Origin of the sequence: Micromonospora sp. URMC 103, from assembly GCF_051386435.1 — a bacterium.
GTDB lineage: Bacteria > Actinomycetota > Actinomycetes > Mycobacteriales > Micromonosporaceae > Micromonospora.
On sequence record NZ_JBPQTR010000003.1, the window covers coordinates 576,450 to 601,819 of the forward strand.

25 protein-coding genes, 3 tRNA genes and 2 pseudogenes are annotated in these 25,370 nt (G+C 71.0%); 18 read left to right on the plus strand and 12 right to left on the minus strand.

Going from position 1 to position 25,370, the window contains the following annotated elements:
* Positions 1 to 123 precede the first annotated feature (123 nt).
* Entirely contained in the window at positions 124 to 828 is a 705-nt protein-coding gene (locus tag ACSNOA_RS03120) for a glycosyltransferase family 2 protein (RefSeq protein ID WP_436656207.1), read from the plus strand.
* Positions 829 to 838: 10 nt separating this feature from the next.
* Here the strand turns inward: ACSNOA_RS03120 and ACSNOA_RS03125 are convergent, their stop codons facing one another.
* Together ACSNOA_RS03125 and ACSNOA_RS03130 are read right to left on the minus strand one after the other, a co-directional pair.
* A complete protein-coding gene (locus ACSNOA_RS03125; protein WP_436656006.1) occupies positions 839 to 1,729 on the minus strand; it encodes a transketolase family protein in 891 nt (296 codons plus the stop codon).
* A gap of 2 nt (positions 1,730 to 1,731) precedes the next feature.
* Positions 1,732 to 2,514, minus strand: coding sequence for a transketolase (locus ACSNOA_RS03130; protein WP_436656008.1), 783 nt, complete (start codon positions 2,512 to 2,514; stop codon positions 1,732 to 1,734).
* 46 nt (positions 2,515 to 2,560) lie between these two features.
* Here ACSNOA_RS03130 and soxR point away from each other — a divergent pair, with 46 nt between their 5' ends.
* Positions 2,561 to 3,037 (plus strand): redox-sensitive transcriptional activator SoxR, encoded by a 477-nt coding sequence (soxR, locus tag ACSNOA_RS03135; RefSeq protein WP_436656010.1) that lies wholly within the window; start codon positions 2,561 to 2,563, stop codon positions 3,035 to 3,037.
* Here soxR and ACSNOA_RS03140 read toward each other — a convergent pair.
* Positions 3,024 to 4,001 carry an NAD(P)H-quinone oxidoreductase gene (locus ACSNOA_RS03140; RefSeq protein WP_436656012.1) on the minus strand — a complete coding sequence of 326 codons (978 nt, stop codon included), beginning with the start codon at positions 3,999 to 4,001 and terminating at the stop codon, positions 3,024 to 3,026. The two genes, soxR and ACSNOA_RS03140, sit on opposite strands and share 14 nt — an antisense overlap.
* Before the next feature lie 248 nt (positions 4,002 to 4,249).
* On the opposite strand from ACSNOA_RS03140, the gene ACSNOA_RS03145 reads away from it, so the two are divergent.
* Positions 4,250 to 4,336: transfer RNA gene (locus ACSNOA_RS03145), tRNA-Ser, on the plus strand.
* A gap of 146 nt (positions 4,337 to 4,482) precedes the next feature.
* Here ACSNOA_RS03145 and ACSNOA_RS03150 read toward each other — a convergent pair.
* On the minus strand, positions 4,483 to 4,641 hold the full coding sequence (locus tag ACSNOA_RS03150; protein WP_436656014.1) for a hypothetical protein: 159 nt from the start codon (positions 4,639 to 4,641) through the stop codon (positions 4,483 to 4,485).
* A gap of 145 nt (positions 4,642 to 4,786) precedes the next feature.
* Here ACSNOA_RS03150 and ACSNOA_RS03155 point away from each other — a divergent pair, with 145 nt between their 5' ends.
* Positions 4,787 to 5,329, plus strand: coding sequence for a YbhB/YbcL family Raf kinase inhibitor-like protein (locus ACSNOA_RS03155; RefSeq protein WP_436656016.1), 543 nt, complete (start codon positions 4,787 to 4,789; stop codon positions 5,327 to 5,329).
* A 94-nt stretch (positions 5,330 to 5,423) separates the two neighbouring features.
* Here ACSNOA_RS03155 and ACSNOA_RS03160 read toward each other — a convergent pair whose 3' ends face one another.
* Complete coding sequence (locus ACSNOA_RS03160; RefSeq protein ID WP_436656018.1) at positions 5,424 to 6,134, minus strand: class I SAM-dependent methyltransferase; 711 nt, start codon at positions 6,132 to 6,134, stop codon at positions 5,424 to 5,426.
* A gap of 210 nt (positions 6,135 to 6,344) precedes the next feature.
* Between ACSNOA_RS03160 and ACSNOA_RS03165 the strand changes: the two genes are divergently transcribed.
* Entirely contained in the window at positions 6,345 to 8,168 is a 1,824-nt protein-coding gene (locus tag ACSNOA_RS03165) for a hypothetical protein (RefSeq protein ID WP_436656020.1), read from the plus strand.
* Positions 8,169 to 8,201: 33 nt separating this feature from the next.
* Here ACSNOA_RS03165 and ACSNOA_RS03170 read toward each other — a convergent pair whose 3' ends face one another.
* Entirely contained in the window at positions 8,202 to 8,984 is a 783-nt protein-coding gene (locus ACSNOA_RS03170) for a hypothetical protein (RefSeq protein WP_436656209.1), read from the minus strand.
* Between the two features lie 322 nt (positions 8,985 to 9,306).
* Between ACSNOA_RS03170 and ACSNOA_RS03175 the strand changes: the two genes are divergently transcribed.
* Entirely contained in the window at positions 9,307 to 10,833 is a 1,527-nt protein-coding gene (locus tag ACSNOA_RS03175) for a peptide deformylase (RefSeq protein WP_436656022.1), read from the plus strand.
* 143 nt (positions 10,834 to 10,976) lie between these two features.
* Here ACSNOA_RS03175 and ACSNOA_RS03180 read toward each other — a convergent pair whose 3' ends face one another.
* Complete coding sequence (locus ACSNOA_RS03180; RefSeq protein WP_436656024.1) at positions 10,977 to 12,092, minus strand: globin domain-containing protein; 1,116 nt, start codon at positions 12,090 to 12,092, stop codon at positions 10,977 to 10,979.
* 199 nt (positions 12,093 to 12,291) lie between these two features.
* Between ACSNOA_RS03180 and ACSNOA_RS03185 the strand changes: the two genes are divergently transcribed.
* Complete coding sequence (locus tag ACSNOA_RS03185) at positions 12,292 to 13,062, plus strand: CPBP family intramembrane glutamic endopeptidase (protein WP_436656026.1); 771 nt, start codon at positions 12,292 to 12,294, stop codon at positions 13,060 to 13,062.
* A 79-nt stretch (positions 13,063 to 13,141) separates the two neighbouring features.
* Here ACSNOA_RS03185 and ACSNOA_RS03190 read toward each other — a convergent pair whose 3' ends face one another.
* Positions 13,142 to 15,010 (minus strand): hypothetical protein, encoded by a 1,869-nt coding sequence (locus ACSNOA_RS03190; protein ID WP_436656028.1) that lies wholly within the window; start codon positions 15,008 to 15,010, stop codon positions 13,142 to 13,144.
* A gap of 146 nt (positions 15,011 to 15,156) precedes the next feature.
* On the opposite strand from ACSNOA_RS03190, the gene ACSNOA_RS03195 reads away from it, so the two are divergent.
* Both ACSNOA_RS03195 and ACSNOA_RS03200 read left to right on the plus strand, forming a co-directional pair.
* Positions 15,157 to 15,247: transfer RNA gene (locus tag ACSNOA_RS03195), tRNA-Ser, on the plus strand.
* Positions 15,248 to 15,282: 35 nt separating this feature from the next.
* Positions 15,283 to 15,355, plus strand: a tRNA-Arg gene (locus ACSNOA_RS03200).
* Between the two features lie 141 nt (positions 15,356 to 15,496).
* Here the strand turns inward: ACSNOA_RS03200 and ACSNOA_RS03205 are convergent.
* Positions 15,497 to 16,077, minus strand: a pseudogene (locus ACSNOA_RS03205) (GGDEF domain-containing protein); the annotation flags it as partial.
* Positions 16,074 to 16,697, minus strand: a pseudogene (locus tag ACSNOA_RS03210) (DUF2637 domain-containing protein). The pseudogenes ACSNOA_RS03210 and ACSNOA_RS03205, both read right to left, overlap by 4 nt.
* On the opposite strand from ACSNOA_RS03210, the gene ACSNOA_RS03215 reads away from it, so the two are divergent.
* The 4 genes from ACSNOA_RS03215 (at position 16,690) to ACSNOA_RS03230 (ending at position 18,849) form a co-directional block, all read left to right on the plus strand.
* Entirely contained in the window at positions 16,690 to 16,812 is a 123-nt protein-coding gene (locus tag ACSNOA_RS03215; RefSeq protein ID WP_436656030.1) for a hypothetical protein, read from the plus strand. The pseudogene ACSNOA_RS03210 and the gene ACSNOA_RS03215 overlap by 8 nt on opposite strands.
* Positions 16,812 to 17,636: a hypothetical protein gene (locus ACSNOA_RS03220; RefSeq protein WP_436656032.1), complete on the plus strand. Its 825-nt coding sequence runs from the start codon at positions 16,812 to 16,814 to the stop codon at positions 17,634 to 17,636. Before ACSNOA_RS03215 ends, ACSNOA_RS03220 begins: the two co-directional genes overlap by 1 nt.
* A 43-nt stretch (positions 17,637 to 17,679) precedes the next feature.
* Positions 17,680 to 17,964 (plus strand): hypothetical protein, encoded by a 285-nt coding sequence (locus ACSNOA_RS03225; protein WP_436656034.1) that lies wholly within the window; start codon positions 17,680 to 17,682, stop codon positions 17,962 to 17,964.
* 387 nt (positions 17,965 to 18,351) lie between these two features.
* A complete protein-coding gene (locus ACSNOA_RS03230) occupies positions 18,352 to 18,849 on the plus strand; it encodes an HIT family protein (RefSeq protein WP_436656211.1) in 498 nt (165 codons plus the stop codon).
* A 150-nt stretch (positions 18,850 to 18,999) separates the two neighbouring features.
* Here ACSNOA_RS03230 and ACSNOA_RS03235 read toward each other — a convergent pair whose 3' ends face one another.
* On the minus strand, positions 19,000 to 19,404 hold the full coding sequence (locus tag ACSNOA_RS03235; protein ID WP_436656036.1) for a hypothetical protein: 405 nt from the start codon (positions 19,402 to 19,404) through the stop codon (positions 19,000 to 19,002).
* 950 nt (positions 19,405 to 20,354) lie between these two features.
* Here ACSNOA_RS03235 and ACSNOA_RS03240 point away from each other — a divergent pair.
* The 3 genes from ACSNOA_RS03240 (at position 20,355) to ACSNOA_RS03250 (ending at position 21,772) form a co-directional block, all read left to right on the plus strand.
* Positions 20,355 to 20,738 (plus strand): hypothetical protein, encoded by a 384-nt coding sequence (locus ACSNOA_RS03240; protein WP_436656038.1) that lies wholly within the window; start codon positions 20,355 to 20,357, stop codon positions 20,736 to 20,738.
* Positions 20,739 to 20,901: 163 nt separating this feature from the next.
* On the plus strand, positions 20,902 to 21,366 hold the full coding sequence (locus ACSNOA_RS03245) for a hypothetical protein (protein ID WP_436656040.1): 465 nt from the start codon (positions 20,902 to 20,904) through the stop codon (positions 21,364 to 21,366).
* Positions 21,367 to 21,490: 124 nt separating this feature from the next.
* Positions 21,491 to 21,772 carry a hypothetical protein gene (locus ACSNOA_RS03250; RefSeq protein ID WP_436656042.1) on the plus strand — a complete coding sequence of 94 codons (282 nt, stop codon included), beginning with the start codon at positions 21,491 to 21,493 and terminating at the stop codon, positions 21,770 to 21,772.
* Between the two features lie 80 nt (positions 21,773 to 21,852).
* Here ACSNOA_RS03250 and ACSNOA_RS03255 read toward each other — a convergent pair whose 3' ends face one another.
* A complete protein-coding gene (locus ACSNOA_RS03255; RefSeq protein WP_436656044.1) occupies positions 21,853 to 22,791 on the minus strand; it encodes an LPXTG cell wall anchor domain-containing protein in 939 nt (312 codons plus the stop codon).
* 919 nt (positions 22,792 to 23,710) lie between these two features.
* On the opposite strand from ACSNOA_RS03255, the gene ACSNOA_RS03260 reads away from it, so the two are divergent.
* Together ACSNOA_RS03260 and ACSNOA_RS03265 are read left to right on the plus strand one after the other, a co-directional pair.
* Positions 23,711 to 24,895 (plus strand): sensor histidine kinase, encoded by a 1,185-nt coding sequence (locus ACSNOA_RS03260; RefSeq protein ID WP_436656046.1) that lies wholly within the window; start codon positions 23,711 to 23,713, stop codon positions 24,893 to 24,895.
* On the plus strand, positions 24,892 to 25,356 hold the full coding sequence (locus tag ACSNOA_RS03265; protein WP_436656048.1) for a roadblock/LC7 domain-containing protein: 465 nt from the start codon (positions 24,892 to 24,894) through the stop codon (positions 25,354 to 25,356). Before ACSNOA_RS03260 ends, ACSNOA_RS03265 begins: the two co-directional genes overlap by 4 nt.
* The last annotated feature ends 14 nt before the right edge of the window (positions 25,357 to 25,370 follow it).

A 25,370-nucleotide genomic window follows, 5' to 3' on the forward strand; every position in this document is an offset into this window, starting at 1 on the left:
GGCGGGAAGTAAACACCATCGTTGCGAATACGCCACGCCGGATGCACAAGGTGGTGGCCACCGGTGCGCTGACCTGCCAGGCTACGCTAGGCCCGACATATCGTCGCCACCGTGGAGATTCCCGTGAAGCTCTCGATCCTCATGCCGGTCTACAACGAGGAAGAACGCATCGCGGATGCCCTCAAGCAGGCATTGGCGGTCGACTACCCGTGCGAGATCGAATTGGTAGTGGTCGACGACGGCAGCCGGGACGGCACCGCGGAGGTCCTCGGGCGGGCCGACGACCAACGGTTGCGGGTCATCACCCACCAGCGCAACGCCGGAAAGGGCGCGGCCATCAAGACGGCGGTCGACAATGCCGAGGGTGAATACATGGTCATCCTCGACGCCGATCTGGAGTACGACCCGCAGGACATCCCCAAGCTGCTCGACCCGGTGCTCGACGGGCGGGCCACGGTGGTCTACGGCAACCGCACCTTCGGCAGCCACAGCGCCTACAGCTTCTGGTACGTGATGGGCAACAAGGGCGTCACGATGGCGGCGAACATCCTGTTCAACTCCTACATCGGCGACCTGGAGACCTGCTTCAAGCTCATGCCGGTGGCGCTCTACCGCTCGCTCGACGTGCGCTCACGGGGCTTCGGCATGGAGGCCGAGGTGACCGGCAAGCTGCTGCGCCGGCGGATCCGCCCGTACGAGGTGCCGATCAGCTACCGCGCCCGCGGGCGCGAAGAGGGCAAGAAGATCACCTGGAAGGACGGCGTCGAGGCGATCTGGATCCTCGGTCGCGAGCGCACCCGCCGCCGTCCCTCCGCGCCGGCCCGCTGACGGGCCCCTCTCAGACCAGCGCCGGCTCCAGGAACCGGGTGACCGAGCGGCGCAGCCCGGCGGCGTCCAGCCCGTGCCACCGCGTGTGGTCCTCCGGCGAGCCGTAGCGGCGCAGATCCCGCCGACCCACACCCAGCGCGAGTAGCCGGTGCGGCCGGTCGGCCAGCGCCGCCGACACCACCCGACTCGACGTTCCCGCCAGGTAGGGCTCGACCAGGATCACCTCGCTGCCGGCCAGCGCCCGCAGCCCCGCCACGTCGAACGGCCGCGGCCGGTGGGTGTACGCCACGCTGACCGGCAGGTCGGCCACCGCCGCGAGCGCCGCGTCCCGCACCGGCCCGACCGCCACGAGCAGCGGCGCGCCCGGTCCCGCGTCGCGCACCACGGCGAGCGTGCCGTCGCCTCCGAGCGGGCGGTCGTTGTGCAGCGTCGAGAGGCGTACGTAGGCGGGCCCGTCCCCGGCCACCGCGTCGCGCAGCAGCGCCGGCACCTCGTCCGGGTGCCCGGGCACGTGCACCGTCCAGTCGTGCAGGGTGTCGATCAGCGAGACGTCCGCCGGGGCGAGGTGGGTGCGGCCGGCCGCCGCCCGGTCGTACGAGGCGCCCACGCTCACCAGCACGGCGCTCACGCCCTGGTGGTCGAGGTCCAGCTTGATCTGCTCGTACGCCCGCTCGACCAGGAACGGGGCGTAGCTGTGCACGATCGGCCGTAGCCCGGTGAGCGCGAGGCCGCCCGCCACGCCCAGCATGAGCTGCTCGCGGATGCCCACGTTGAGCACCCGGTCCGGGTGCCGGGCGGCGGCCGGCTCGAAGGCGGCGGCCGAGATGTCGGCGAGCACCAGGGCCGTGCGCGGATCGTCGGCCAGCAGGGCTGTGGTGGTGTCGACGAAGGTCTGGCGCACCGTCACTCCCCGCTGTCGACGACCGCGACGACGACGTGCGGCCGGTGGTTGTCGTGTCCGGTCAGGGCGCGGTGCAGGGCGTCGTGGTCGCGCCCGTCGACCATGGCGGCGCTCCAACCGTTCACCGTGAACCGGGCCGCCAGTCCGCCGGGCCAGCCGTGGGTGGCCGAGTGGTTGTCCACCACCACGGCGGTCAGGCTGCCCAGGCCGGTTGCGCCTGCGTATGCGATGGCCTCGTGGTTGGAGCCCTCGTCCAGCTCCGCGTCGCCGAGGAGCACGTACACCCGCGGGGTGAGCCGGCCCTGGGCGCGCAGCCCGAGCGCCGTGCCCACGCCGAGGCCGAGCCCGTGGCCGAGCGAGCCCGAGCCGATCTCCACGCCGGGCACCAGGGTCCGGTCGGGGTGGTCGCCGAGCCGGCTGTCGGGGCCGCCCTGCTCGTCCAGCCAGCCGGCCGGGAGGAAGCCCTTCGCGGCGAGGACCGCGTAGTAGCCGGCCACGGCGTGGCCCTTGGAGAGCAGGAACCGGTCGCGGTCCGGGTCGTCGACGGTGTCGGGCGTGATCCGCAGGACGCGGTCGTAGAGCACCCAGAGCACGTCGATCGTCGAGTACACGTTGGCGCCGAACTCCCGTCCCGCGCGTACCCGCTCCAGCGGCGCCGCGACCGGCGGAGGCACGGGCGCCGCGACCGGACGGGGCACGGGCGGCGCGGGTGGTGCGGGCACGGTGCCCTGTGGCGTGCTGCGGGCGCTGGCGGGCGGGGTGGCGCTGGCGGTCGTCGTCGTCATGCCGCTAGCCTGCAAGTTAAACCATGCTTCAACTCAAGGCGACGTGATGCACGAGTCCCTCACCATCGGCCAACTCTCCGAGCGCAGCGGGGTGGCGCCGTCCGCCCTGCGCTACTACGAGCGGCTCGGCCTGATCCGCGCCGAGCGCACCGGCGGCAACCAGCGCCGGTACGCCCGGGCCGAGCTGCGGCGGGTGGCGTTCATCCGCATCTCCCAGCAGGTCGGCATCTCGCTCGAGGAGATCCGGGCGGCGCTCGACTCCCTGCCCGCCGGGCGTACGCCGACGGCCTCGGACTGGGCCCGACTCTCCACCACCTGGCGGGAGCGGCTCAACGAGCGGATCCGCCTGATGACGAAGCTCCGGGACGACCTGGACAGCTGCATCGGCTGCGGCTGCCTGTCGTTGCAGCGGTGCACCCTCTACAACCCGGGCGACACGCTGGGCAGCGAGGGACCGGGCGCACGGCTCGTGCTGCCCCGGCCGGCCGACGCGGAGGCGGCGGCGGCCGTCACCCGGTTGTGAGCAGCACCTTCCCGACGTGGTCGCCGCCCTCGACGAACCGGTGCGCCGCGGCGGCCTCCGCCATCGGCAGGCGGCGCTCCACGATCGGCCGGATCCGCCCGGCCTCGACGAGCGGCCACACCTCGTCGCGCACACCGCGCACGATCGCCGCCTTCTCCGGGATCGGCCGGGACCGCAGGGTGGTCCCCGCGATCGTGGCCCGCTTCGTCATCAACGCGTTGAGGTCCAGCTCGGCCTTGCGGCCACCCTGCAACCCGATCACCACGAGCCGGCCGCCCGTGGCCAGCGCCGCGACGTTCCGGCCGAGGTACGACGCGCCCATGATGTCGAGGACGACGTCCGCGCCGCGGCCGTCCGTGACGCGGCGGACCTCCTCGACGAAGTCCTGCTCCCGGTAGTCGATCGTGTGGGCCGCGCCCAGCTCGCGCAGCCGCTCGTGCTTCGCGGCCCGGGCGGTCACCACCACGGTGGCGCCGAGCGCCATCCCGAGCTGGATCGCGAACGTGCCGATGCCGCTGCCGCCGCCGTGTATCAGCAGCGTCTCGCCGGCACGCAGCCCGGCCAGGCGCACCACGTTCGACCACACGGTGCAGGCCACCTCCGGCAGCGCCGCGGCGTCGACCAGGTCGACGCCGGTCGGCACCGGCAGCAGCTGCCCGGCCGGCACGGCCACCCGCTCGGCGTACCCGCCCCCGGCCAGCAGCGCGCAGACCTCCTGGCCGACCCGCCAGCCCGTGACGTCCGACCCGGTCGCGCTGATGACGCCGGCGCACTCCAACCCGGGGTACGCGGGAGCCCCGGCCGGTGGCGGGTAATGGCCCTGCCGTTGCAGCAGGTCGGCCCGGTTGACGGCGCTGGCCCGTACGTCGACGACCACCTCACCGGGGCCGGGCTCGGGGTCGGGCACCTCGGCCCACACCAGTGCGTCGGGTCCGCCGGGCTCCGGAACGGTGATCGCGCGCATCCCCCAGTCATACCCCACCCGCCGCCGGCCGCACGCCCCCACCGCCCCCGCCCGCGCCTCGCCCGCCCCTCGCCGCCTCAGATGGCGTGATCATGAAGTTATCGGCACGCTGCGCGGCGTGTCGTGACGATAACTTCATGATCACCGGGTGGGTCGCGCACAGTGGAGGCCGCGCGGTGAGGGCTTCCTCGTGCGGTTGCCCCTCATGGCAGACTAGGCACGGCCGCGTACCTCCGGGTCGTGGCCCGGGAGGGTTCGCCTAGTGGCCGATGGCGCTGGTCTTGAAAACCGGTAAGGGAGCAATCTCTTCGTGGGTTCGAATCCCACACCCTCCGCCCCGAATCGCGAACCTCCGCTCACGACGGGGGCCGGGGTTTCACGGGTGGCTCGTGGCTCGACGTCCCGGCTGGGCGGTCGACAAGAGGCGGCCGCCGTCGACTCGTTGAGCCGCCGATCCGCGGGGCCGGGCCGAAGGCAGCCGTCAGTCCTGCGGGTCCGTCGACTCGCGTGCCTGGCGGATCCGCTCCTCGGCCAGCCGCTCGACCGCGCGCCGGCGCTCCTCGGCGATCGCCCGCTCGTCGGGGCGGCGCCGGATCGCGGTCAGCACGGCCGCGAAGAAGTCACGCCAGATGGTGGCCAAGAATTTTCTCCCGGGACGGTTGCTTGAGGACAACGGTAGTGAGACGAACGGCTTGACCACACCTGGCGCTTCCGGTCGAATACGAGCCCGTTGCGGGGTAAGAAGGGCGCAGGACTTTGCGCGCACACCGGAAGGACGCGTCCCGATGACCCTGGAACGACCGATCGCCCCGGATCCGTACGAGCTGCTGCCGACCGTACCCTCGTTCACGCTGAGCAGTGACGACGTGCAGAACGGCGAGCCGATGGACGCGCGGCACGCGCACCCGAGCACCGGGGGTGAGAACCTCTCGCCGCAGCTCACCTGGTCGGACTTCCCGGCCGAGACGCGGAGCTTCACGGTGACCTGCTACGACCCGGACGCCCCGACGGGCAGCGGTTTCTGGCACTGGGTGCTCGTCAACGTGCCCGCGAACGTGACCCAGCTGCCCCGCGGCGCGGGCGGTGGCGGGGGCGTCGACCTCGGCGGGGCGTTCGCAGTGCGCAACGACTACGGCGAGCAGGGCTACGGCGGTGCCGCGCCGCCGCCGGGGGACCGCCCGCACCGGTACGTCTTCGCGGTGCACGCCCTGGACGTCGACCGTCTCGACCTGACCCCGGACGCCACCCCGGCCTACGTCGGGTTCAACCTGGCCTTCCACACGCTGGCCCGGGCGGTCATCCGCCCCACGTACCAGATCAAGGAGTAACCCGACTCCCCCGCGATCTTGCACTTCGTGCCCGGACGTCACGGGACGAAGGCCACGAACGCCGGGCCGAAAGTGCAAGATCGCGGGACGGGGGTCAGGCCGGGACGCGTGCCACGGCGAAGACGGACTGGCCGAAGGGCGGGCGGACGAGCTGCTCGGCTGCCTTGGTCGCCGGGAGCACGACGGTGTCGTAGAGCTTGACCATCGGGCCCTCCTTCGGCATGAGCCGGAAGACCTTGGTCGCCGTGAAGTAGCCGAGCAGGCCCAGCGCGTTCGCGTAGTGGATCTTCTCGACCGTCAGGCCCGCCTCGGTCATCGCCCCGGCGAGCGTCTTCTTCGTGTACCGGCGGACGTGCCCGGTCGCGACGTCCGCGGGGCTCATGGCGAACTGGAAGGCCGGCACGATGATGATCACGGCGCCGCCGGGCCGGACCAGGTCACGCATGCTGCGCAGCGCGCTCACGTGGTCCTCGATGTGCTCCAGCACGTTGTACGACACGGCCGCGCTGTAGTCCCCGCGCTCCGAGTGCGGCAGCAGCATCTCCCGGACGTCGATGGTCGGCCGGTCGGCCAGCCGCTCCTTGAGCCGGACCAGCCGGTCGGGGTCCGCCTCGGTGGCGGTGAACCGCGGGAGACGGTCGGCCCACTCCAGCGCGTAGTCGCCGAGGCCGCTGCCGATTTCGATGGGGTTGTCACCCAGGTAGGGCATGGCCAGCTCCACGAACCAGCGACGGTGATTCACCGCGGTCGCGAGGCCCTCCAGCACCTCGGACTGGATGCGCTGGTCCCCAGTGATATCTGCCATGCGTCGATTCCTCACGGTATGACTCGACCCGCGCCTGGACCGACAGAGTGAATCATCCGCGCGGGGGGCAGAAGAATCGGGGCAACGTGGTCGCCGAAAAGCGGTCGGGGGGTGGCACGTGATCGGCGGTCAGCGAACCCGGCACATGGTACGGCAGTACCCCGAAACATGTCACGTCGGTGCCTTAGCCTGACTACGCTCCGAATTGTTATGACTACTCCTGATTCGGGCCCCCCGGCGGGCGGCTCCGCGGCCGAAGCCCCCGGCGGCCCGGAGCGGGGTGGTCGCTTCGGGAACGGGCGCCGGATCGATGCGTTCGCCGTGCTGAGCTTCGTGGCGCTGGGCTTCTGGGTCACCGCCCGCCTGTGGCTCGACCCGCGCAACGGCGTACGGGACAACAGGTCCGACCAGGCCCAGTTCGAGTGGATGATGGCGCATGGTGCGCGCGTGGTTACCCATTTCGCCTATCCATTCACCTCGGACCGGATGAACGTTCCGGACGTCGTCAATTTGATGGCTAATACATCCGTATTATCCGTTTCATTGCCGTTGACGCCCATCACCGTCTTCTTCGGTCCGCGTACCTCCTTCCTGCTCTTTCTGACGTTCGGAATGATCGCCACGGGTGTGGCCTGGTACTTCCTTTTCTCCCGGGTGCTCGTCCGCAGCCGCGGGCCGGCCTGGCTCGGGGCCGCGTTCTGCGCGTTCGCGCCGGCCATGGTGTCGCACGCCAACGCCCACCCGAACATCGTGTCGCAGTTCGTGGTTCCCTTGATCATCTGGCGCACCCTGCGGCTCGGGGAACCGGGGCGCTGGCTGCGCAACGGCGTGCTGCTCGCACTGGTCATCGTCTGGCAGGCGTTCCTCAACCTCGAGGTCCTGTTCATGACCGCGATCGGGCTGGGCGTCATCGTGGCCACGCTCGCCGTCGGGCGGCGGGAGCTGCGACAGCGGGCCCGCCCGTTCCTCGCGGGCCTCGGCGTCGCGGCCGTGGTGGCCGGGGTGCTGCTGGCGTACCCCCTCCACGTGCAGTTCTTCGGTCCCGGTGCGTACCAGGGGCTGTCCCGGTTGATCCGCGGCTACTCCTCCGACCTGGGGTCCTTCGTGGCGTACTCGCGGGAGTCCCTCGCGGGCAGCGCCCGGACGGCCGTCGGCCTCGCGAAGAACCCGACGGAGGAGAACAGCTTCTTCGGCTGGCCGCTCGTGGTGCTTCTCGTGGCTCTCGTCTGGTGGCTGCGGCGCAACCTCCTGGTGGTCGGCCTCGCCGCCCTCGGGCTGCTGTTCGCGGTGCTGTCGCTCGGCCGCGAGGTGATCTTCGAGGGGCGGGAGACCGGTGTCCCGGGCCTCTGGGCGCTGCTCGAGGACCTGCCGATCCTGCACTCGGTGGTGCCGACGCGGTGGGCCCTGGCGATCACGCCGATCGTCGGGCTGCTGCTCGCCTTCGGCGCCGACCGCATCCGTACGCTGGCGGTGCGGCACCCGGTGGCGCGACCGCAGATCCGGTTCGCGGCGGTGACCGTGTTCGCCATGGCGCTGCTGCCGATCCTGCCGACCCCGCTGCCCGCGACCCGTTTCGACCCGGTGCCGCGGTTCGTGACCTCCGGCGCATGGCGGCCGTACGTCGCGGGCGACCGGAGCGTCGTGACCCTGCCGCTGCCGGACACCAACTACGCCGAGCCGCTGCGCTGGGCGGCGGCCACCCGGCTCGACATGCGTCTCGCCCGGGGCTACTTCCTCGGCCCCGACGACCGTCCGCACGCCGAGGAGCGGGGCGCCGCCCTCTTCACCGCGCCGCCGCGCCCCACCAGCAGCTTCTTCACGATCGTCCGCCGTACGGGGGCGGTGCCACCGATCACCCCGCAGGCCCGGGTCAACGCCGTGGACGACCTGCGGTACTGGCGGGCCGGTGTGGTGATCCTCGGCCCGCAGTGGAACGCCGACGCGCTGCGTCGGGCAATGACCCAGCTGACCGGCATCGAGCCGTTCTTCTCGGGCGGCGTGTGGGTCTGGGACGTCCGGCCTCTGACGGACTGAGGACGGCGGGGCCGACGTCGCCGCGCCGGGGAATCAGACCTCGCGGACGCAGCAGCCGCGGCACACCTTCGGCTGCGGAAGGGTGAAGGCGAGGCAGCAGGTGCGTCGCTGGACCGTCGGCTCGCCGGCGGGGCCGGGCACCAGCTCGACAAGGTCCGCGAGGTCGAGCGCCCCGAGCAGGGTGTCGATGGTCTCCGCCGAGGAGCCGGGCAGGCCGTCCGCGGCGCGGAGGATGCCGTTCGCGATGCCGGAGGCCACGGAGCCGAGGAGCGTGCGGGTGCCGATCCGCACCTCCGCCTGGATCGCCGCGATCATCGGCGCCAGGTGGGCGTCGAGCAGCGAGGCCCGCAGCGCGGCGAGCAGCTCGGCCTCGCCCGCGACCACGCGCACCTCGGGACCGCCGGCCACGGCCAGCGGGTCGGTCGGCAGCACCGCCACCGTGGTGGTGCGGCGCAGCCCGAGGGTCAGCAGCGGCCGGTGGTCCTCGAAGTGGATCAGCACGTCGGACGGGTCGAGAAGCGGCACGCGGCGGGCCGACGCCCAGCCGAGGACCACCGGAAGGGCCGTCCAGTAGCTGTACGACTTCCAGGCCAGCGCGGCGCAGGCGTGCGGGGTGCCACGCCAGCGGACGCTCGCGGCGTGCAGGAACTCGGGGAGCCGGGTGCCGTCGACCAGCGTGGTCGCCGGGGACCAGCCGAACTCATCGGTGACGAGGAGACCGGTCGCGAGGCCGGGCACGTCGTTGGTGCCGAACATCGCCCGCAGGGCCGCCGTGACCGGAGCCAGCGGCGTGGCGGCGAGATCCCGCCCCGGCATCACCGCTGTCACTCGATCATCCCCCGTCCCCAACGTGGTCCGTTGAGCTAAGGCTAGCCTAACCACAGCTTCCCGGCGCGGGGAAGGGCCTGCCCCCGGTGGGATCGGGAGGTCTGGGTCACTCCCGGCCCCGCGCGAAGCCGTGCTCCGCGCCCCGGCGTAGTACCCCTGGCCTGCGCCGAAAAACTCTGGCCTCCGCCGACGAGCGCCGCAGGATCGACGGTTGTCGCTCGCTTGTCAAGGAGAGTGTCGGCAAGGTGGCAGTTTCCGTGTGCGTCCGGCCACGGAACGTGAAACTGATACTCCCGGCCCGAGGAAGCCGATGACCACCTCACCCCTCGATCGTGCTGCCGACTCCTTCGCCGCCGAACTGGCCCGTCAGCGGACCGCCCGGCGGCTGTCCAAGAAACAGCTCGCCGTGCTCATGGGCTTCGACCCGTCGTACGTGAGCCACGTGGAGGGGCGACGGCACCGCCCGACCGAGGACTTCGCCCGCCGGGCCGAGGCCGTCCTCGAGGCCGGCGGCGCCATCTGGCAGCGCTTCCGGGAGTACGACGACGTCCGGCAGGCCCGCAACGGGCACCCGCACCGCGAACTGCCCCTGCCCGGGCAGTGGCTTCCGCCCGGCACCGGCCTCGTGGTCGAGCGGGAAGTGGCCACCCTGATCCACGATGACGACGGCTACCGGTGCGTGATCCGGCGGGAGCTGTACAACGCGGGCACCGAACCGGTCACCCGCTACCTCGTCCGGGTGGCCGTCGACCGGTACCCCAACGACCCGGGCCGCTCCAACCGCCACCACCGGGAGCACCCGCTCACCTTCGCCGAGCTGCAGCTGCGGGCGTACCGGGACGACGGCGCCGGCGAGCGCGAGCCGATGCACTGGCGGGCCAAGCACGACCGGGACGCGTTCAAGGAGATCTGGCTGCTCTTCGAGAACGGCGACCGGCGCTTCCCGCTCTACCCCGGCGACCGGGCCACCATCGAGTACGCGTACCGCGTCGGGGCGGAGAAGTGGGGGCCGTGGTTCCAGCGGGCCGTCCGGCTGCCGACCCGGCACCTCGCCGTACGCCTCGATCTCCCGGCGGCCCTCGACCCGCAGGTCTGGGGCGCGGAGACCTCGCTCTCGGCGGAGGAGGGCCCGCTGCGCACCCCGGTGCACCGGCGCGACGAGGGCGTCCGCGCCATTTTTGAGTGGCAGACCGACGACCCGCCGCTCAACGCCCGCTACCGGATGCAGTGGCGGTTCCGGGCCCGACCCGAGCCGGAGCCGGACAACCCGCCGACCGGCCGCATCCGCCCCAGCGACCGGATGCGGGCCGCGGGCGTGGTGCAGCGCGGCGACGACCTGCTGCGCCAGCCGGCCCGCCCGTTCGACCTGCCCGCCGAGGAGGCGACCGCCCGGGACATGGTCGACCGCCTCTCCGCCGCCCTCGTCCGCCTCGACGAACTGCACCCTTTCAGCAAGGGGGTCGGGATCGCGGCGCCGCAGCTCGGGGTCGGCCGGGCGGTCGCCGTGGTCCGGCCACCGGACCGGCACGCCGACCCGGTGGTGCTGCTCAACCCCCGGGTGGTCGACGTGTCACCGGACAGCGACGAGCAGTACGAGGGATGCCTCTCCTTCTTCGACCACCGTGGCCTCGTGCCCCGCCCGCTGCGGGTCGACGTCGAGCACGCCCAGTGGGACGGCAGCCGCATCATCACGTCGTTCGAGTACGGCATGGCGCGGCTGGTCGCGCACGAGATCGACCACCTGGAGGGGCGGCTCTACGTCGACCGGATGACGCCCGGCGTGCCGCTGGTCCCCGTCGAGGAGTACCGCGAGTCGGGCCAGCCGTGGCGGTACTGATCGTCCCGGCCGGGCGCGGCGACCGTCCGACCCGGCCCCGCGCAGCCGGTTCGGGTTGAGCGGGCCGGGTCCGGCCGAGCAGGGCCGGGGCGCGCGCCCCAGGGGACAGGGGCACGCGCCCCGGATGGGGGGAGAAAAGGTCGTCAGAGCTCGCCGAAGGTGTCGTACCGGATGTGCGGCGGCGGGACGTCGTCCGCGGCGAGCACCCGCAGGGTCGACCGGACCATGGGCGCCGAACCGGACACGTAGCAGTCGTGCGCCGTCCACGGCCCGTACCGGCCGAGCACGTCGGCGATGTCGCCCTGTTCGCCCTCGAAGTCCGGGTCCTCGCTGCACGCCGCGGTGACCGACAGCCACGGGTGCGCGGCCACCAGCTCGCGGAGACCGGCGAGCCCGTACAGGTCGGTCTCCCGTCGCGCGCCGTAGAAGACGTGCACCCAGCGGGTCCGGTTGTAGCTGACCAGCTCCTCCACGAGTGCCTTGATCGGTGCGAGCCCGACACCGCCGGCCACGCATAGGATGTCCCGCTCCGAGGCGCGGTCCAGGGTCATCGAGCCCATCGGCGCGGCCAGCCGGATCAGGTCACCGGGCTGCACACGCCGGACGAGCGCTCCGGAGACCCAGCCGGCGCCGGGCGCGCGGACGTGGAACTCCAGCACGTTGTCGTCGTTCGGGGCGTTCGCCACCGAGTACGTCCGCCACACGCGCGGGTGGTGGCGTGGCAACTCGATGCTCAGGTACTGGCCCGCCTTCCACGACAGCGGGTGCTGGAGGGCGCGAACGGTCAGCACGGCCGTGTCGGCGCCGTACCGCTCGTGGGTCAGCACCTCCGCGTGCCAGTACGGCGGGTCGTCGTCGGCCGCCGCGCCGGCCAGCATCTTCTCCGAGATCGCCGCGTACGCGTCCCGCCACGCCTGGTCGTACTCCAGGTTCCAGGCGTCGCCCGCGGTGCTCCGCAGCGCGTCCAGCAGGGCCACGCCCATGGTCGCGTAGTGCTCGGCCTCGACCTGGTACTTGCGGTGGTCGCGGCCCAGCGCGCGCAGGAACTCGTCGAAGCTCTCCGGGTCGCCCACGGTGTGGATCGCCGTGATGATCGCTTCGAGCAGCCGGTCGCCCTGACCGGTCATCTGCACCGGGAAGAGCTGCCGCAGGGCGGGGTCGAGCAGGAACAGCCGGGCGTAGAAGTGGCTGCTCAGCCGCTCCCGGTGCTCCTCGACGAGGGTCCAGCTCTCCTTCAGCAACCGCGCGAAGTTCTCCACAGGGCACGCTCCCTCTCCTGACGGCGAATGGGGCGTCCATAGAATCTCCACGGAGTGTGTCGACCGGTCGCACAGAATGTGCGACCAGCACATGAGGCTTGTTCGACCGTCCCGGGTGTCTTCGTCCCGGGCGCACGCCGGGCCTCCCGTGGTACGCGCGACGGTGCCGGCGGGCCCCTCCGTCGGGCAGAGTGGTGCGGTGACCCTTGAGCTCACCCGCCCCGTCTCCCGCCGGACGCTGGGCACCGAGACGCTGCTGGTCCTCGGCCTCTCCCTCGGCCAGTCGGCGGTCTACGCGGTCGTGTCGATCATCGCGAAGCTCACCGCCGAGGGAGGGCTCTCGAAACAGACCGCCGCCCTGAACACGTCCGCCTCGACGAGGCAGTACCTCGACCTCACGTACCAGCTGCTCGGCATCGTCTTCGCGCTGCTGCCGGTGCTGCTCGCCGTACACCTGCTGAGCCGTGACCCCGGCGACCCGGCGCGGACGCTCGGCCTCGACGCCCGGCGGCCCGGGTCGGACCTGGCCCGCGGCGCCGGCCTCGCGGCGCTGATCGGCCTGCCCGGGCTCGCCCTGTTCTGGGTGGCGGCGCAGCTCGGCGTCAACGCCACGCTGGTGCCGGCCGCGTTGCCCGACGCCTGGTGGGCCGTGCCGGTGCTCGTCCTCGCGGCTGTCCAGAACGCCGTGCTCGAGGAGGTGATCGTGGTCGGCTACCTGGTCACCCGGCTGCGGCAGCTCCAGTGGCGGCTCGGGGCGGTCGTCGCCACGAGCGCGCTGCTGCGCGGCTCGTACCACCTCTACCAGGGCTTCGGCGCGTTCGTCGGCAACGCCGTCATGGGCGTGGTGTTCAGCCTCTTCTACCTGCGCACCCGCCGGGTGATGCCGCTGGTCGTCGCCCACACCGTGCTCGACGTGGTGGCCTTCGTGGGGTACGCGCTCCTGCCCAAGGAGTGGTTCGACTGGCTGTGACAGCTTGATCCACACCGTTTCGCCGACGTGGCGGTGTCCCGGTGGCTCGGATGCCGCAACATCGGCGATCCGGTGTCGATCAAGCCTTGGGTAGGTTCCGCCTGCCCGACCGGTAGGCGGTGACCGCCCGGGCGGCGAGCCGCTCGGCCGCCGCCGCGTCTCCGGCCGCCGCCGCGAGCACCGCGGCACCCGGCAGCAGCCGCGACGCCAGCCGCAGCGCCAACCAGCCGCCGGCCTGGGCGGCGAGCGGCGCCGCGAGCCGCCACGCCGCCTCCGCCACGCGCGGCCAGGGCGCGTCACCGGGGCCCTCCGCCGCCCGCGCGGCCTCCAGGGCGGTACGCGCGCTCGCCGCGTCCGGGTGCACCTGCGTCAGCACCAGCAGCTCGACGGCCCGATCAGGGTGGACCGGGTCGCGCCCGTACGCCGCCGCCAGGTGCAGCACCAGGTTGGCCTGCGTCCAGAGGACCGCCGCCAGCTCGGCGAGCGGGGCGAAAACACCCGCGAGCGCCGCGGTGGCGCCGCCCACCCCCGCCAGCCGCACGAACCGCCGGGTCGCGAGCCGGGCCAGCCCGTCCGGCGTCGCCTGGGGGTACGCCGCCCGCAGCCGGTCCGCCCAGTCCCGCGCGCTCGGGCCGAGCGCCTCGACCGCCGCCAGCGCCAGCAGCTCGGGGGCGAAGCCGGGATGCTCGAGTACGCGTGTGGTGATCGCCCGCAGCTCCGGGGAGGTGGCGGGTACGACCTGGGCCGCGCTCTGCGCCGCCCTGACGACGGCGGTCCCGGCCGCGGCGGTGACCTCGGCCGGGGCGTTGCCCTCGGCCGGGGTGTCGGCCTCGGTCGGGGTGTCGGACCTGGTCGGTGTGGCCTTGGGCGAGGTGTCGGCTTGGGTCGGTGCGGCCGCGGCCGTGGCGTCGGCTCCGATCGGTGCGGCCTCGGTCGGATCCGTTCCCCGGTGCCGTCCGGCCACGGCTGCGCCAATGTCGGCTTGGGTCGGTGCGGCCGCGGCCGTGGTAGCGGCCCCGGTCGGTGGGGCCTCGGTCGGGGTGATCTTGGCGGTCCGGGTGGCCTTCGTGACCTCAGCGGCCGCCTTGCTGGGGGCGGTGGCCTTCTTGACCGGGGTGGCCTTCCTGGGGGCGGTGGCCTTCTTGACCGCGGTGGTCTTTTTCGGGGCAGCGGCCTTTCCGGTGGGGCTGGCCTCGTGGGGCGTGGCGGCCTCGGCGCGGACTGCCGCCTGGTCGGTGGGGGTGGTCGCGTCGGCGGCGGACGCCTCGGCGGCAGGGGGTTGGCCGTCGGTGGGCGTCTCGGCGGGTGTCACCCGGCTGGCGACGCTGGCTGACCGGGTCGTCCTGGCGGTGGTGGCCTTGGCGGTGGTGGCCTTGGGCGCGGTGGTCCTGGCGGTACGGGTGGTCTTCCGCGCACGGGGTGCCGTCGCGCCCCCCGGTGCCGGCTCCTCCGCCCGTGTCGACGCGGCCGCCGCCGCGTCGGGCGCGGGTGGCGCCTCCGCCTCTGGTGTCAGCGGCGTGGCGGGGCCCGGCACTGTCTCCGCCGCCGGCGTCGACGGCGTGGTCAGGCCGGGCGTTGTCCCCGTCGCCGGTGTCTGGGACGTGGCGGGGCCGGGCGCCGTCTCCGCGCTGTCGGAGGTCGGCCGAACCGACTGCCGGGGGAGGGTGACGTCGCCCACGTTCCGGATCTTGCGCGGCGCTTGCGCCTCCGGGGACGCTGTCCTTCCTGGGCTGACGGGCGGGCTCTCGGGTTCGGGCGGCTGGAAGAGCACGGTCGGGGCGGCCTTGGCGCGCCCGGTGCGCTTGCCGGCTTTGGCGGCCGGTGGCGGAGCCGGTTCGGGGGTGGCCGCCGGCACGACAGGCGGGGTGAAGGTCGCCTTCGGGGAGCGCCGCCGGGCACCGTCAGCAGGCTCGCGGCGGGCCGGCTCGCTCGGGGGCTGCTCCTGCATATCGATGGAGAGTAGTCCTGATCACGCCCGCGCACACCGTGGCGGGGACGGCGGGGCGGACACTCCACGCGAGGGATGGCGAAGTCGCTTTGCTCGGGGCGGGTGGAGACCTGTATCCTCGGGCGCGGTGGCCTGCCGGTCACCAGGGAGACTTCGCCTAGTCTGGTCTATGGCGCCGCACTGCTAATGCGGTTGGGGTTTTAAAGCCCCTCCCGGGTTCGAATCCCGGAGTCTCCGCGCGAAAGTCGGTCGTGTAGGCTGGCTGAGCACCAGCGCCCGTAGCTCAACGGATAGAGCATCTGACTACGGATCAGAAGGTTAGGGGTTCGAGTCCCTTCGGGCGCGCAGAGCAGGAGAAGGCCCCCGACCAGCCAAAACGGCAGGGTCGGGGGTTCTTTCGTATCCGTCAAGGTCAGCGTCTGGACGCTCGTGGGAGCCACGCTGGGAGCCACGGTGCGCTCACTGCCCGAACAGTGCACGGGACATTGTGTGGTCGTCGCGCAGCGGGTCGTAGGCGACGACGCCGGCGCGGGTGGTCTTGGCCCGATACATGGCCGCGTCGGCGTCGCCCAGGGCGGCGGCGAGCCCGGCCGGGTTGGCGGGAGCGAGGCCGATACTCGCCGTCACTGCGACGGACAACGCCGGAGGGAAGCCGGACGGGGGGCGGCGATGGCGGCGGCCAACTGGCGGGCAGCCGCGGCCGGGTTCGGGTCGAGGAGGAGGGCGGCGAACTCGTCCCCGCCGAGGCGGGCCGCGACACCGTGAACCGAGCGGAGGCGGGAGGCGACGGTGGTGAGGACGTGGTCTCCGGCGGCGTGGCCGTGGGTGTCGTTGACGGGCTTGAAGCCGTCCAGGTCGACCACCACTACCCACGGGCGCAGCGGGGCAAGCTGCGTCCACGCGTCGGCCAGCCCGGCGCGGTTGGCCAGTCCGGTGAGCGGGTCGCGGCGGGTGGCGCGTTGCAGGGCGGCCAGCTCGAAGCGGGCGGCGGCGAGCCGGTACTGGTCCCAGCAGAAGACGGCGAGGCCGGCGACCAGGAACAGGGTGGAGAAGAAGTGCTCTTTCATCGGGTCACCTCCCGAGTCAGCGGAGTGCCGTTACGGCGGGCGAACGCGGCTGGCGGCACCGGGGCGACCGGAGCCGGGGCGGGTCGGCTCGACCGGGACCGAGACAACGGGCTCAGGCTCGACAGCCAGCGTCGGCTCGACGGGCGGGGCCGCCGGGTTGACGACCGGCGCAGCCGAGTCGGGGGCGGGTTCGTCGGCGGGGACCGGGGCGGGTCCGGTGCCGAGGATGAGCTTGGACAGGCCCATGAACGCCAGCGCGGGGACGGCGGACAGGAGCCATCCGGACAGGCCGGGTTTTGCGACGGCGAGCTGTGCGGCGAGGGAGAGGGTGACGCGGCGACGAGCAGGAACATCGGGTAGCCGATCGGCCCGCCGGTGCGCTTGCGGCGGCGGATGGTCAGCAGGGCGGCGATCGGGACGAGTTCGGAGATGACGGCGTTGGCCCAGCCGAACCACGCCCCCGTGCCGGGCGGGCTGTTGTCGAGGGTCCAGTCCTTGACGTGGGTGAACGACGCGGCCCCAGCGAAGCCGGCCACCAGGAGCAGGATGACGACCAGGACCAGGCCCTCAACACGTTCCGCGCGGGTGTGGGTGGGGTGAGGCTTCGGCGACTTGTTCAACGAGGTCAAGACCGGGCGCTTCTCCGTGCTGGTCGGCACCGAGTACGACCCCGACACCCGCGAGCCACGCCACGTCGAGCTGCTGACGCCGCTTCACCGGTTGGAGGACAACTGATGCAGGTCACCATGGCAACTAGTCCCGCGAAGCGCGACCAGGCCAACGAGGATTTCACCGCGGCCACTCCCAGCGGCGTCGTCCTCCTCGATGGCGCCGGCCTGTCCGGCACCACTTCGCGCTGCTCGCACGGCGTCGCCTGGTACACCCGCCAACTGGGGGGCGCACTGCTCGCCGGCCTCGCCGACGACAGCGACCAGAAGCTACCCGCCATCCTCGCCGAGGCGATCAGGCAGACAGCCGCCCTACACGACGACACCTGCCACCTTGACGACCCCGGCACCCCGTCCGCGACGGTCATCATGCTCCGGACCAGTCGTGACCACCTTGAGTACCTGGTGCTGGCCGACTCCGTGCTCAACCAGGCCGACGACGCGCCGCTCGTCATCAGCGACGACCGCGAGGCAGAGATCGGGCAGCACTACCGGGCCGCAATGGACAACCTCGCCAATGGCACACCGGAGCACGACCAAGCCCGCCGCGACTACGTGCAGGCACTCCGCGCCCACCGCAACAAGTCAGGCGGATTCTGGGTTGCCGCCGCCGACCCACGAGCCGCCGACGAGGCGATCGTGGGAAGCCGACCGATCAAGGACGTGACAGCCGCAGCGCTGCTCAGTGACGGAGCCAGCCGGCTTACCGACCGCTTTGGCCTCACCGACTGGACCGGCCTCCTGTCGATCCTGCACGACCACGGCCCAGCCGAGCTGATCCGCCGTGTTCGTGCCGCAGAAGACTCCGACCTACAGGGCGAGCGCTGGCCCCGCGGGAAGGCCCACGACGACGCGACCGCCGCCTACTGCACGCAACTACTCGGCGCATAGCGTTGCGGTCCAGACTGCCGAATTGCGCTTCAAAAGGACAACCATGAAATCAGCAGCCACCCTGACGTGGGTCATGACAGTGGAGTACGCCGGAACGTCGCGCGTTTGGTGCGAGAGTGACGGCGACACGGACGACCCACGGGTACACCCGATCGCCATCTCCAAACTTGGCGATCGTGCGACCACCCTGAGCGCGGTGGTCGCGGCCGTCACTGAACAAGAGGCCCACGAGATTGGACTCATCGGCCTCGGACGTTGGGCCGAGCAAATCGGGCTCAGCACGAAAAACCCGACTGTGGTGGCGCTGTTTGCCAGAGGCATCACATAGATGGACGCGTTGACTGCCGAATTCCCCTCTTAAGGATCAAGACGGCCCGCAAAGCGGGCCGCGCCGGCCCGGCCCCGGCCTGCTGGCGACCTCCGGCCGGCATCGGCCGGGCCGGCCGGCCACGTTTACGGACGACAAGACCTCGAAGACCTCGGGGCGCTGCCCCGAACCCCGGCCCTCCTCAGAGATCGGCCGGGCGGATCACCTCGCCGGGCACCACAAGGGCTACCAGCCTCCCCGGACGGGGCCAAGGTCGTTCGTCCGGTAGGGCGCTCCACCTTGTCCCCGTCCGGGGAGGCTGGACGGTCTGGCGACTGCCCGACGAGGAGATCCGCCACTAGGGGCGGGGTGGCAGGAGCGAACGACATGAGCTCTACTGCCACAGTGATGATCGAGCGAGGTTGCTTCTCCTGTGAGAACACCGCCCGGTTTGACGAGCTGCCGCCGCGTGAGCGGATTGCCAGCGATGAGCACTGGCGTGTGGCGCATGCCGCAGGCACCGGCCTACCGGGCTGGCTCGTGCTCGTCCCGCGCCGACACGTGCTCACCATCGCTGACCTGACCGATGCCGAGGCAGCCGGGTTGGGCTACTGGCAGGTGCGCCTGTCGCGAGCGCTGCATGCCGTGACTGGGTGCGTGAAGACGTACATCGTGCAGTTCGCGGAGGCGGACGGCTTCGGCCACGTTCATTTCCACGTGATCCCACGGCCGGCCGATCTGCCCGTTGACCGCCGGGGGCCGAACGTTTTCGGATTCCTGGGGCAGCCGGAGGGCCAGGTGGTGAACGTTGACGAGATGGACGGCGTAGCGAGCGCCCTCGCACAACGGCTGGCTCGCGCAGGCGACACCAGCCAGGGCCATCACGGGCCATCCACGGGCCAGTAGCGGTGGCATGCACCGGTCACGAGAGGGCACGAGACGCAGTCCAGCGAGCCGCCGGCCGCAGGCCTTTCGGGCATCACGACCGGTTGAGCGCGCTCTTCCAAACTGAGGCTCCGGCGCTTGGCGCCCCAGGAGAGTTTGGCTGGTAGGTAGCTACTCTCTGGCCGCTAGACCGGCAAGCGCGTATGCAACGACGACCAGAGTGCCGATCAGGAGCCATGGTGGCGCAAAGGTAGGGAGGTCGAGTGCCCCCCACCCGCAGATGAGCACGCCACTGATCATCAGGCCCAGAAGCGAGACTGCCCATGGGCGGCGCAAGCCGGCGGCCCATGCGACGAGCAGGCCGAGAACCACGCTGCCCGGGATTCCGACCCCAAGCGTGACGAGGACGGTGGACCCGAGGGTTTCCGGACCGTCGATCTCCGGATGGCGGTCGATGACCGAGCTCGCATACTGCGTCGCCAGGTAGAAGGCACCGGAAACTGCAAGACCCGCGGCGGCGCCCCGCAACCCATCCAGCAGCGAGGTTGGCACTGCGCGGCCGGGCGAGGCGGTCATGCCGCAAGCATTGTCTACTGAACTGCAAAGCACCAACCGCCGCGCGACCGCCAACGACCGCCATTGGTGACAGCAACAACGACAGCAACGCCGCCGGACTGGCGGGTACGGGGTAGGACGGTGACAGGCGTAGAGCCAGGACTTACAAGCGATGGCGGACCGTTTCGGACGGCTCCGCCGAGGCTACGGATCAGAGGGTCTGGCTTGGGAGCCACGCGTGGGAGCCACTGAGGCGAACCGAGCCGGACGAACTGGGACCGATTCAGTTGCCGAGAGCGCGGCGACCAGGGCGACGCGGACTTTGCCGAACGCCTGCGGAGAGGTCTTGGGAATCTACGGATCAGAAGGTTAGGGGTTCGAGTCCCTTCGGGCGCGCAGACCAAGAGGCGTTTGACCTGCTACAACAGGGGTCAGGCGCCTCTTATCGTTCATCACCCATGGGCCCGCTGGTGCTCGACTGGTGCTTCTACGACGAGCGTGCCCTACGTCCCGCCCTGTCCGGGGCAAGTCCACCTGGGTCCTGAGCGGCGGTAACGCCGAGATGCGGTCGAATCAATGGACGAAAGTCGATTGCGATGTTCCACGGGGCGGGTGGCCGCGAGTTGCCATGACCCAATGGAGAAGGCGCGCGGCGCTGATCCCTCGCACCGCACCGCCACGCTGGCCGGGCCGGCACGACGGAACTGCAGCACCACCGAGCTGGAACTTGCCTACTCAGCCGCTTCCTCGTCGACGGCAAACTCCGCGGGCGGCGGCGCTTCCCGCGTAGGTGGTCCATGGCCCGGTTGCGGGCGATGGCGACCGTCCAGGCGCGGAACTCGCCGCCGGTGAAGTTGGGCAGGTCCCGGGAGATCTGCAGCCAGGTCTTCCGACGGCACGTCCTCCGTGTCGGCGCCGACTAGGGTTGGCCGGCTCACTGATCTACCGTTGCCGCACGGAGGTAGTAAGCCGTGTGGATGGTGCGTGTGGGCCAGACAATGCTGGAGGACCCGAGCGACGAGCAGGTGTTGTCGGCCGTCCAGGAAGCGGTCTCTGCTGGCGAGGGCGAAATCTGGATCGAACATCAGCGCGGCCCCATCCTCGGCCTCGTCCTGGGCGGTGCTCGCGCGATGGTGTTGCGCCTGGAGGAGCCTGGCGACGCCGGTTTTCACGCCATCGACCCTAAAGCGTCTCGGGAGCCGTCCGGGGAGTACGTGTTGGCCAATCGTCAGGTTGATCAGTATGGCGATCGTGACGCGGCCGACGCTCGTCACGTCGTGCCGATCGTCGTCCACTTCCTCGCTACCACCGATAGGTGGCCCGGGGTGGCATGGCAGGACGACGACGAGGTTTAGCAACACCCATACAGCCATCAGTACAGCCCAGGCCACCGCACCTGCCGATCACCAGACAGCGACAGACGGCCTGACGAGGCGAATCGTCAGCTGACCAGCCATCCGCGATCTTTTTCTAATCCCGCGGCCGTCAGGCTTACGACGTTCCGCTACGGTGCGGCCCATGTTCAGGGAGTTCCGGCGGCGCGAGCTTTCCAGCCTGACCGCGTGGACTGGCTGCGACGGTCCGATCCCGGCCGAGGTCGAGGTCGTCGGCGTTGAGTACCGGGGCCGCCTGGGGCACCCGTCCTCGTACGGCTTGCTCATGGCGCGTGCGACCGATTCTCCGGGAGTCCAGCTCGACCTCGATCCAATGCGCGCTGTGCTCTCCGTTCCGTCTGATGAGGTCACGCTCGGGCTAACCGAGCCGGAGTACGCCGAGGCCCTCCACGCCGCAGGCCGAGACCTTGCTACGGGTCTGGTCATCACGGCCATCGGCCAGGGCCTGTATGGCTCCTCAGTTGTGGTTTTCACTCGCCTGGTCGCTGTCATCTCACTGCTGCTGGCAACGGGTCTCGAGTCGGCTGACGAGGTTGACATCTGGGCAAGCTGGGACAGTGCGTGGCTTGAACCGCCGCTCAAGGCATGAGCACCGCCATCGGAATGCGAGCTGTGACGTAGCGGCTATGCGCCGGGCAGGTGCCGGACTGCGGGCGTAGGTCGGATCAGATCCCCCAACGACGCGGATAGACGCGAGCATGGATACTGCGCCGATGACTACCCAGCCCCAGACGGTGTGGGAGGACGCCGATGGCGTCCTCTCCGGCAGCACGGCATCGGTCCGAGCCGCCGCCATGCCACGCGGTGACCAGATGTGTGGAGCCGTGACGCTTACGGTCCGCGTGCCCGAGGGCTTCTTTAAGGTCGTGCAGCAGGACCAGTCGGGTGTCGCGACCATTCTGCTCAACCCCAATGAGGCTCGCGGCATCGCGGCTTGGCTGGACGAGGCGGCGCAAGCAGCAGATCGGGTGGGCCCGCCGCTGTACGGGAGCTAGGCCGCACCGCCCCAGTAGCAGCGTTCGGCAACCAAGAACGCCCCCACCACCTCACGGCAGCGGGGGCGTCCCGGTGAAGGTCAGGCGTCGAAGCGGACCCGGCGGCGGCGTGCCACCATTAGCGCCACGCCAGCCAGCACCGCGATCACACCGACGGCGCCGAGCGCAGTGGCGTTGACACCCGTGACGGGAAGGCCGCCGCCCGCTCCCGGCGCGGGACTGTCGGACGTAGACGCGGTCGGGTCGGCCGTCGGCTCCTCGGTCGACCCGGTCGTCGGCTTGAGGGGGTTGGACTCGCAGCCAATCCCCGGCGTGCCCCTGTTGCCGTCCAGGCCCCACGGGTCGTTGTTCACGTCCACCAACGTGACCCGGTACTTCACGTCAGAGCAGTTGACCGTGCCGGAAGGGTTGGAGAAGTCGGCGCATAGGTTCTGCGTGGTGCCGGTGTAGACGTACGCCTCGCAGTCGCGCGGCTCCGCGGGCTGGCTGGTCGGCGGGGTGGTGGGCGTCCCCGTCGGTTCGGCGCCCGGCTCGACCGCCTGGAAATCGATCAGCTCGTCGGAGATCCGCAGGTCCGACACCACAACCGTGCCGGGGGCGGCGACGTTGTCGTAAACCACGCCGGCCTGCCCAATGGTTCCGGCCGCCGGAATCTTGAACGTGATCGTGCCTTCCGCGCCGCACTGCGTGCCGGCGGCGATGTTCTGGTCCCACGAGTTGGTGTTGGTGCCGTTCACGACCACGAAGACACGGGGCGCGCCGCCGCTGCACGCCGCCCCGTCGGACAGCGCGATGTTGAAGCTGACATCGTCGCCGGCCTCGACGGCGACGCCGAGGTTCGTGGCCTCGACCGACGTGTTGTTGCCGACCAGGGTAACGGCGTGCTTGCTGGTGATCGACGAGTCACCGTTGGCCGTCCACACGGCATCACCGGGCGCGGCCTGAGCGGGACCGGCCAGAGCAAGGGACGAGAAAACGATCGCGCCGACCGCGGCGCCGACAATCTTGAGCGTACGCATAGATCTCCTTGACTGAGTGTTTATTTCCGCTCGCCGGCGGGAGGTGGGCAGTCCGACTGGATCAGCACCGCCCGGACCAGGCACAACACGAGGGACACTACTATCAGTCGTCAATCCGCGACGGTCACCTGTTCGGGCCGGGACCGTCGGTCGCGCGGTCCGCCACATGCGCGCTGGATGACAGAGCGGATCGGCTGTTCGGCCCATGCTCGGCTCCTCCACGTCGACCTCGCGGCGAAGTCCCGGGCATGGGTGATTCGAGGGAATGCTGCTGCACCACCGTCGACGGCAACCCGGGAAGGGCGGCCAGTCGAAACGGACATATCGGCGATCGCGTGGGGCTGCCGTGCTCGCCGGTGTGGTCGCGGGGGTTGCAGGGCGCGGGTAGGACCGGCTGAGGCTCGGACCGCCAACGGTCCAGAGCCCAGGTCCGTCTGTCCGCTTTGGTTGGAGGGAGCAGGAATTTCAGGGCGGCTCAGGATCATCGCCAAGCCGACGGCCATCCCAGGGCCTATCCGTAACGGCATACGGGCCGTCGACGCCTGTTCCCCTTGGAGATCGGGTGCGCGACATCCGAGGCGGGCGGGCAAGACCTTCGACCCCAGGTCCCGTCCGCCTTGATCCGACAGTGCACCGTGAGGCGCGCCGGGAGTAGCCATTTCTCGACCGACTTCACGGCCGTTCGCCGCCAAGCGCGACGACTGTAAGGGCCAGAGCGATGCGAACCGGAAGATTTTGCGCATCCGGGTCTGAAGCGTTGCGATCGGTGGAGGGCGATGGTTGACTGCTCTACCGTGCCCGAACACGAGATAACCGATTGGTCGGATAGATCGTGAGACACCAAGCAGTCGCAGCTCACTCAGTCGATGGGCGTGCGGTGACGTGGCGGCAACGGCTGGCCAGGTGGCTGGACCCCGCCGTGGCGCAGGAGGCGATCGCTGCAGAGCAGGGGCCGACCTCACCGGAACCCTCGCCACCGCCGGAACGCGTCGAGAGCCTCTGGCCAGCGATCTGCGAGCAGTTCGCGCTGCGCATTCTTGCCTCCGCCTATCAGATGGGCAGCCACCTCGAGGTGGTCGAGGCCGACGAGCAGGATCCAGCGCGGCTCGAGCGGCTTTATCGCATCGATCACGCGAACACCCGTATCCGTCGCCATGCCGAGAACCTGCAGGTCCTGTTGGGCCGGCGGATCGAGGACGCCGACCGGCAGACGGTCGCCTTGGTTGATGTAATCCGGGCTGCGACATCGGCTACGGAGCACTACCCGCGAATCCGTGTCGGACATGTGGTGGACCTCGGGGTCGTCGAGTTCGCAGCCGATGACGTCATCCGAGTACTGACCGAGCTGCTGGACAACGCAACCCGCTTCTCCCCGCCGACCTCGTCGGTGATCGTGTCCGCGTTCATCACCGAGGACGGCAGCGTATTGTTCCGTGTCGAGGACGCTGGTGTCGGCGTCAAGCCCGACCAGCTCGCGACGCTCAACGCCATGCTCGCCGGCACCGCCTCCGTACCAGTAGCGGACAACCCCGCAGCCCATTTGGGCCTTGTCGTCGTCTCCTATCTGGCCCGCGCCCACCACCTGCGGGTTGCCCTCACCAACCGGTCCTCGGGCGGCACGACCGCCACCGTGCTGGTTCCCGCACCGCTGCTGTGCGAGATGACGCTGGCGCATCGACCGGGACCGGCTCCCGCAACGCCGCCACCCTCGCAGACGCAACGTCCGATCGGGGTCGCCTCCCGCCCGCCGATTCAGCACCTAGCCGGGCAAGGAAACGGGGCCATGGGGACGCCTCGCGTCGGCGCCAATGCCGCCGCCTCCCGCCTGATCCTGGTTCAGGGGCAGACGTCCGGTGACGGCTACCCCGTCTCACTGTCCCATCCGGCCGCCACCAGCAGTGGCCTTCCCCGCCGCGTCCCGGAGAGCGTGCGAGCTGACGGCCGCCCAGGTAGGGAGAGCCCACCGCGCAACGGCGACCCGACAACGTCGAACCGGTCTACGTCGGATCCGGACACGTGGCCAGATGAGACGGCCGCCTTCGCCGCCGGTATCACCGATGCCCAGGCACCACCGACCGTGAAACCCGAAGGGCAGCTGCCATGACTCACCCCACCGCCGGAACTGGCGGGACGCAAGCGGCAGCCGCAGGGCACCAGGACTTCGCATGGCTGGTGCGCCAGTTCGCCGACGAGGTGCCCGGCGTGACCCACGCCCTGATCGTCTCCCTCGACGGTCTGCAGCTCGCCGCCTCCCGCGGAGTTTCCCGCGACCTGGGCGATCAGCTCGCCGCGTTGACCGCGGGACTGCTCAGCATGGCCGACCGCAGCGCAGACCTACTCGACCTCGGCGCCTCCGAGTACTTGACTGTCCGACTGCCACGGGGGCACCTCATGTTCATGCGGGTCGGCGAGTCCGCCGGGCTCACCGTGGCCGCCACGGCCGGCTGCGACCTGCGAGTCGTCTCGTACCACATGACGCAGTTCGTCGGCGCCGTTGGGCACGTCCTGACCCCGCAGGTCCGACACGACCTGCACCGCCTCACCGTCAACCAGCCGCCCCGCTGAGTGACCGAAGCCAA

Coding starts and splice junctions, on each gene's coding strand:
- ACSNOA_RS03140 (WP_436656012.1), bottom strand. CDS start 4,001: ATGCGCGCGATCACCGTTCCGGAGCCCGGCGGACCCGACGCACTGGTG.
- ACSNOA_RS03250 (WP_436656042.1), top strand. CDS start 21,491: ATGACTACCCAGCCCCAGACGGTGTGGGAGGACGCCGATGGCGTCCTC.
- ACSNOA_RS03235 (WP_436656036.1), bottom strand. CDS start 19,404: ATGACCGCCTCGCCCGGCCGCGCAGTGCCAACCTCGCTGCTGGATGGG.
- ACSNOA_RS03190 (WP_436656028.1), bottom strand. CDS start 15,010: ATGCAGGAGCAGCCCCCGAGCGAGCCGGCCCGCCGCGAGCCTGCTGAC.
- ACSNOA_RS03220 (WP_436656032.1), top strand. CDS start 16,812: ATGCAGGTCACCATGGCAACTAGTCCCGCGAAGCGCGACCAGGCCAAC.
- ACSNOA_RS03165 (WP_436656020.1), top strand. CDS start 6,345: ATGACTACTCCTGATTCGGGCCCCCCGGCGGGCGGCTCCGCGGCCGAA.
- soxR (WP_436656010.1), top strand. CDS start 2,561: ATGCACGAGTCCCTCACCATCGGCCAACTCTCCGAGCGCAGCGGGGTG.
- ACSNOA_RS03155 (WP_436656016.1), top strand. CDS start 4,787: ATGACCCTGGAACGACCGATCGCCCCGGATCCGTACGAGCTGCTGCCG.
- ACSNOA_RS03265 (WP_436656048.1), top strand. CDS start 24,892: ATGACTCACCCCACCGCCGGAACTGGCGGGACGCAAGCGGCAGCCGCA.
- ACSNOA_RS03160 (WP_436656018.1), bottom strand. CDS start 6,134: ATGGCAGATATCACTGGGGACCAGCGCATCCAGTCCGAGGTGCTGGAG.
- ACSNOA_RS03245 (WP_436656040.1), top strand. CDS start 20,902: ATGTTCAGGGAGTTCCGGCGGCGCGAGCTTTCCAGCCTGACCGCGTGG.
- ACSNOA_RS03170 (WP_436656209.1), bottom strand. CDS start 8,984: ATGCCGGGGCGGGATCTCGCCGCCACGCCGCTGGCTCCGGTCACGGCG.
- ACSNOA_RS03130 (WP_436656008.1), bottom strand. CDS start 2,514: ATGACGACGACGACCGCCAGCGCCACCCCGCCCGCCAGCGCCCGCAGC.
- ACSNOA_RS03255 (WP_436656044.1), bottom strand. CDS start 22,791: ATGCGTACGCTCAAGATTGTCGGCGCCGCGGTCGGCGCGATCGTTTTC.
- ACSNOA_RS03225 (WP_436656034.1), top strand. CDS start 17,680: ATGAAATCAGCAGCCACCCTGACGTGGGTCATGACAGTGGAGTACGCC.
- ACSNOA_RS03175 (WP_436656022.1), top strand. CDS start 9,307: ATGACCACCTCACCCCTCGATCGTGCTGCCGACTCCTTCGCCGCCGAA.
- ACSNOA_RS03230 (WP_436656211.1), top strand. CDS start 18,352: ATGATCGAGCGAGGTTGCTTCTCCTGTGAGAACACCGCCCGGTTTGAC.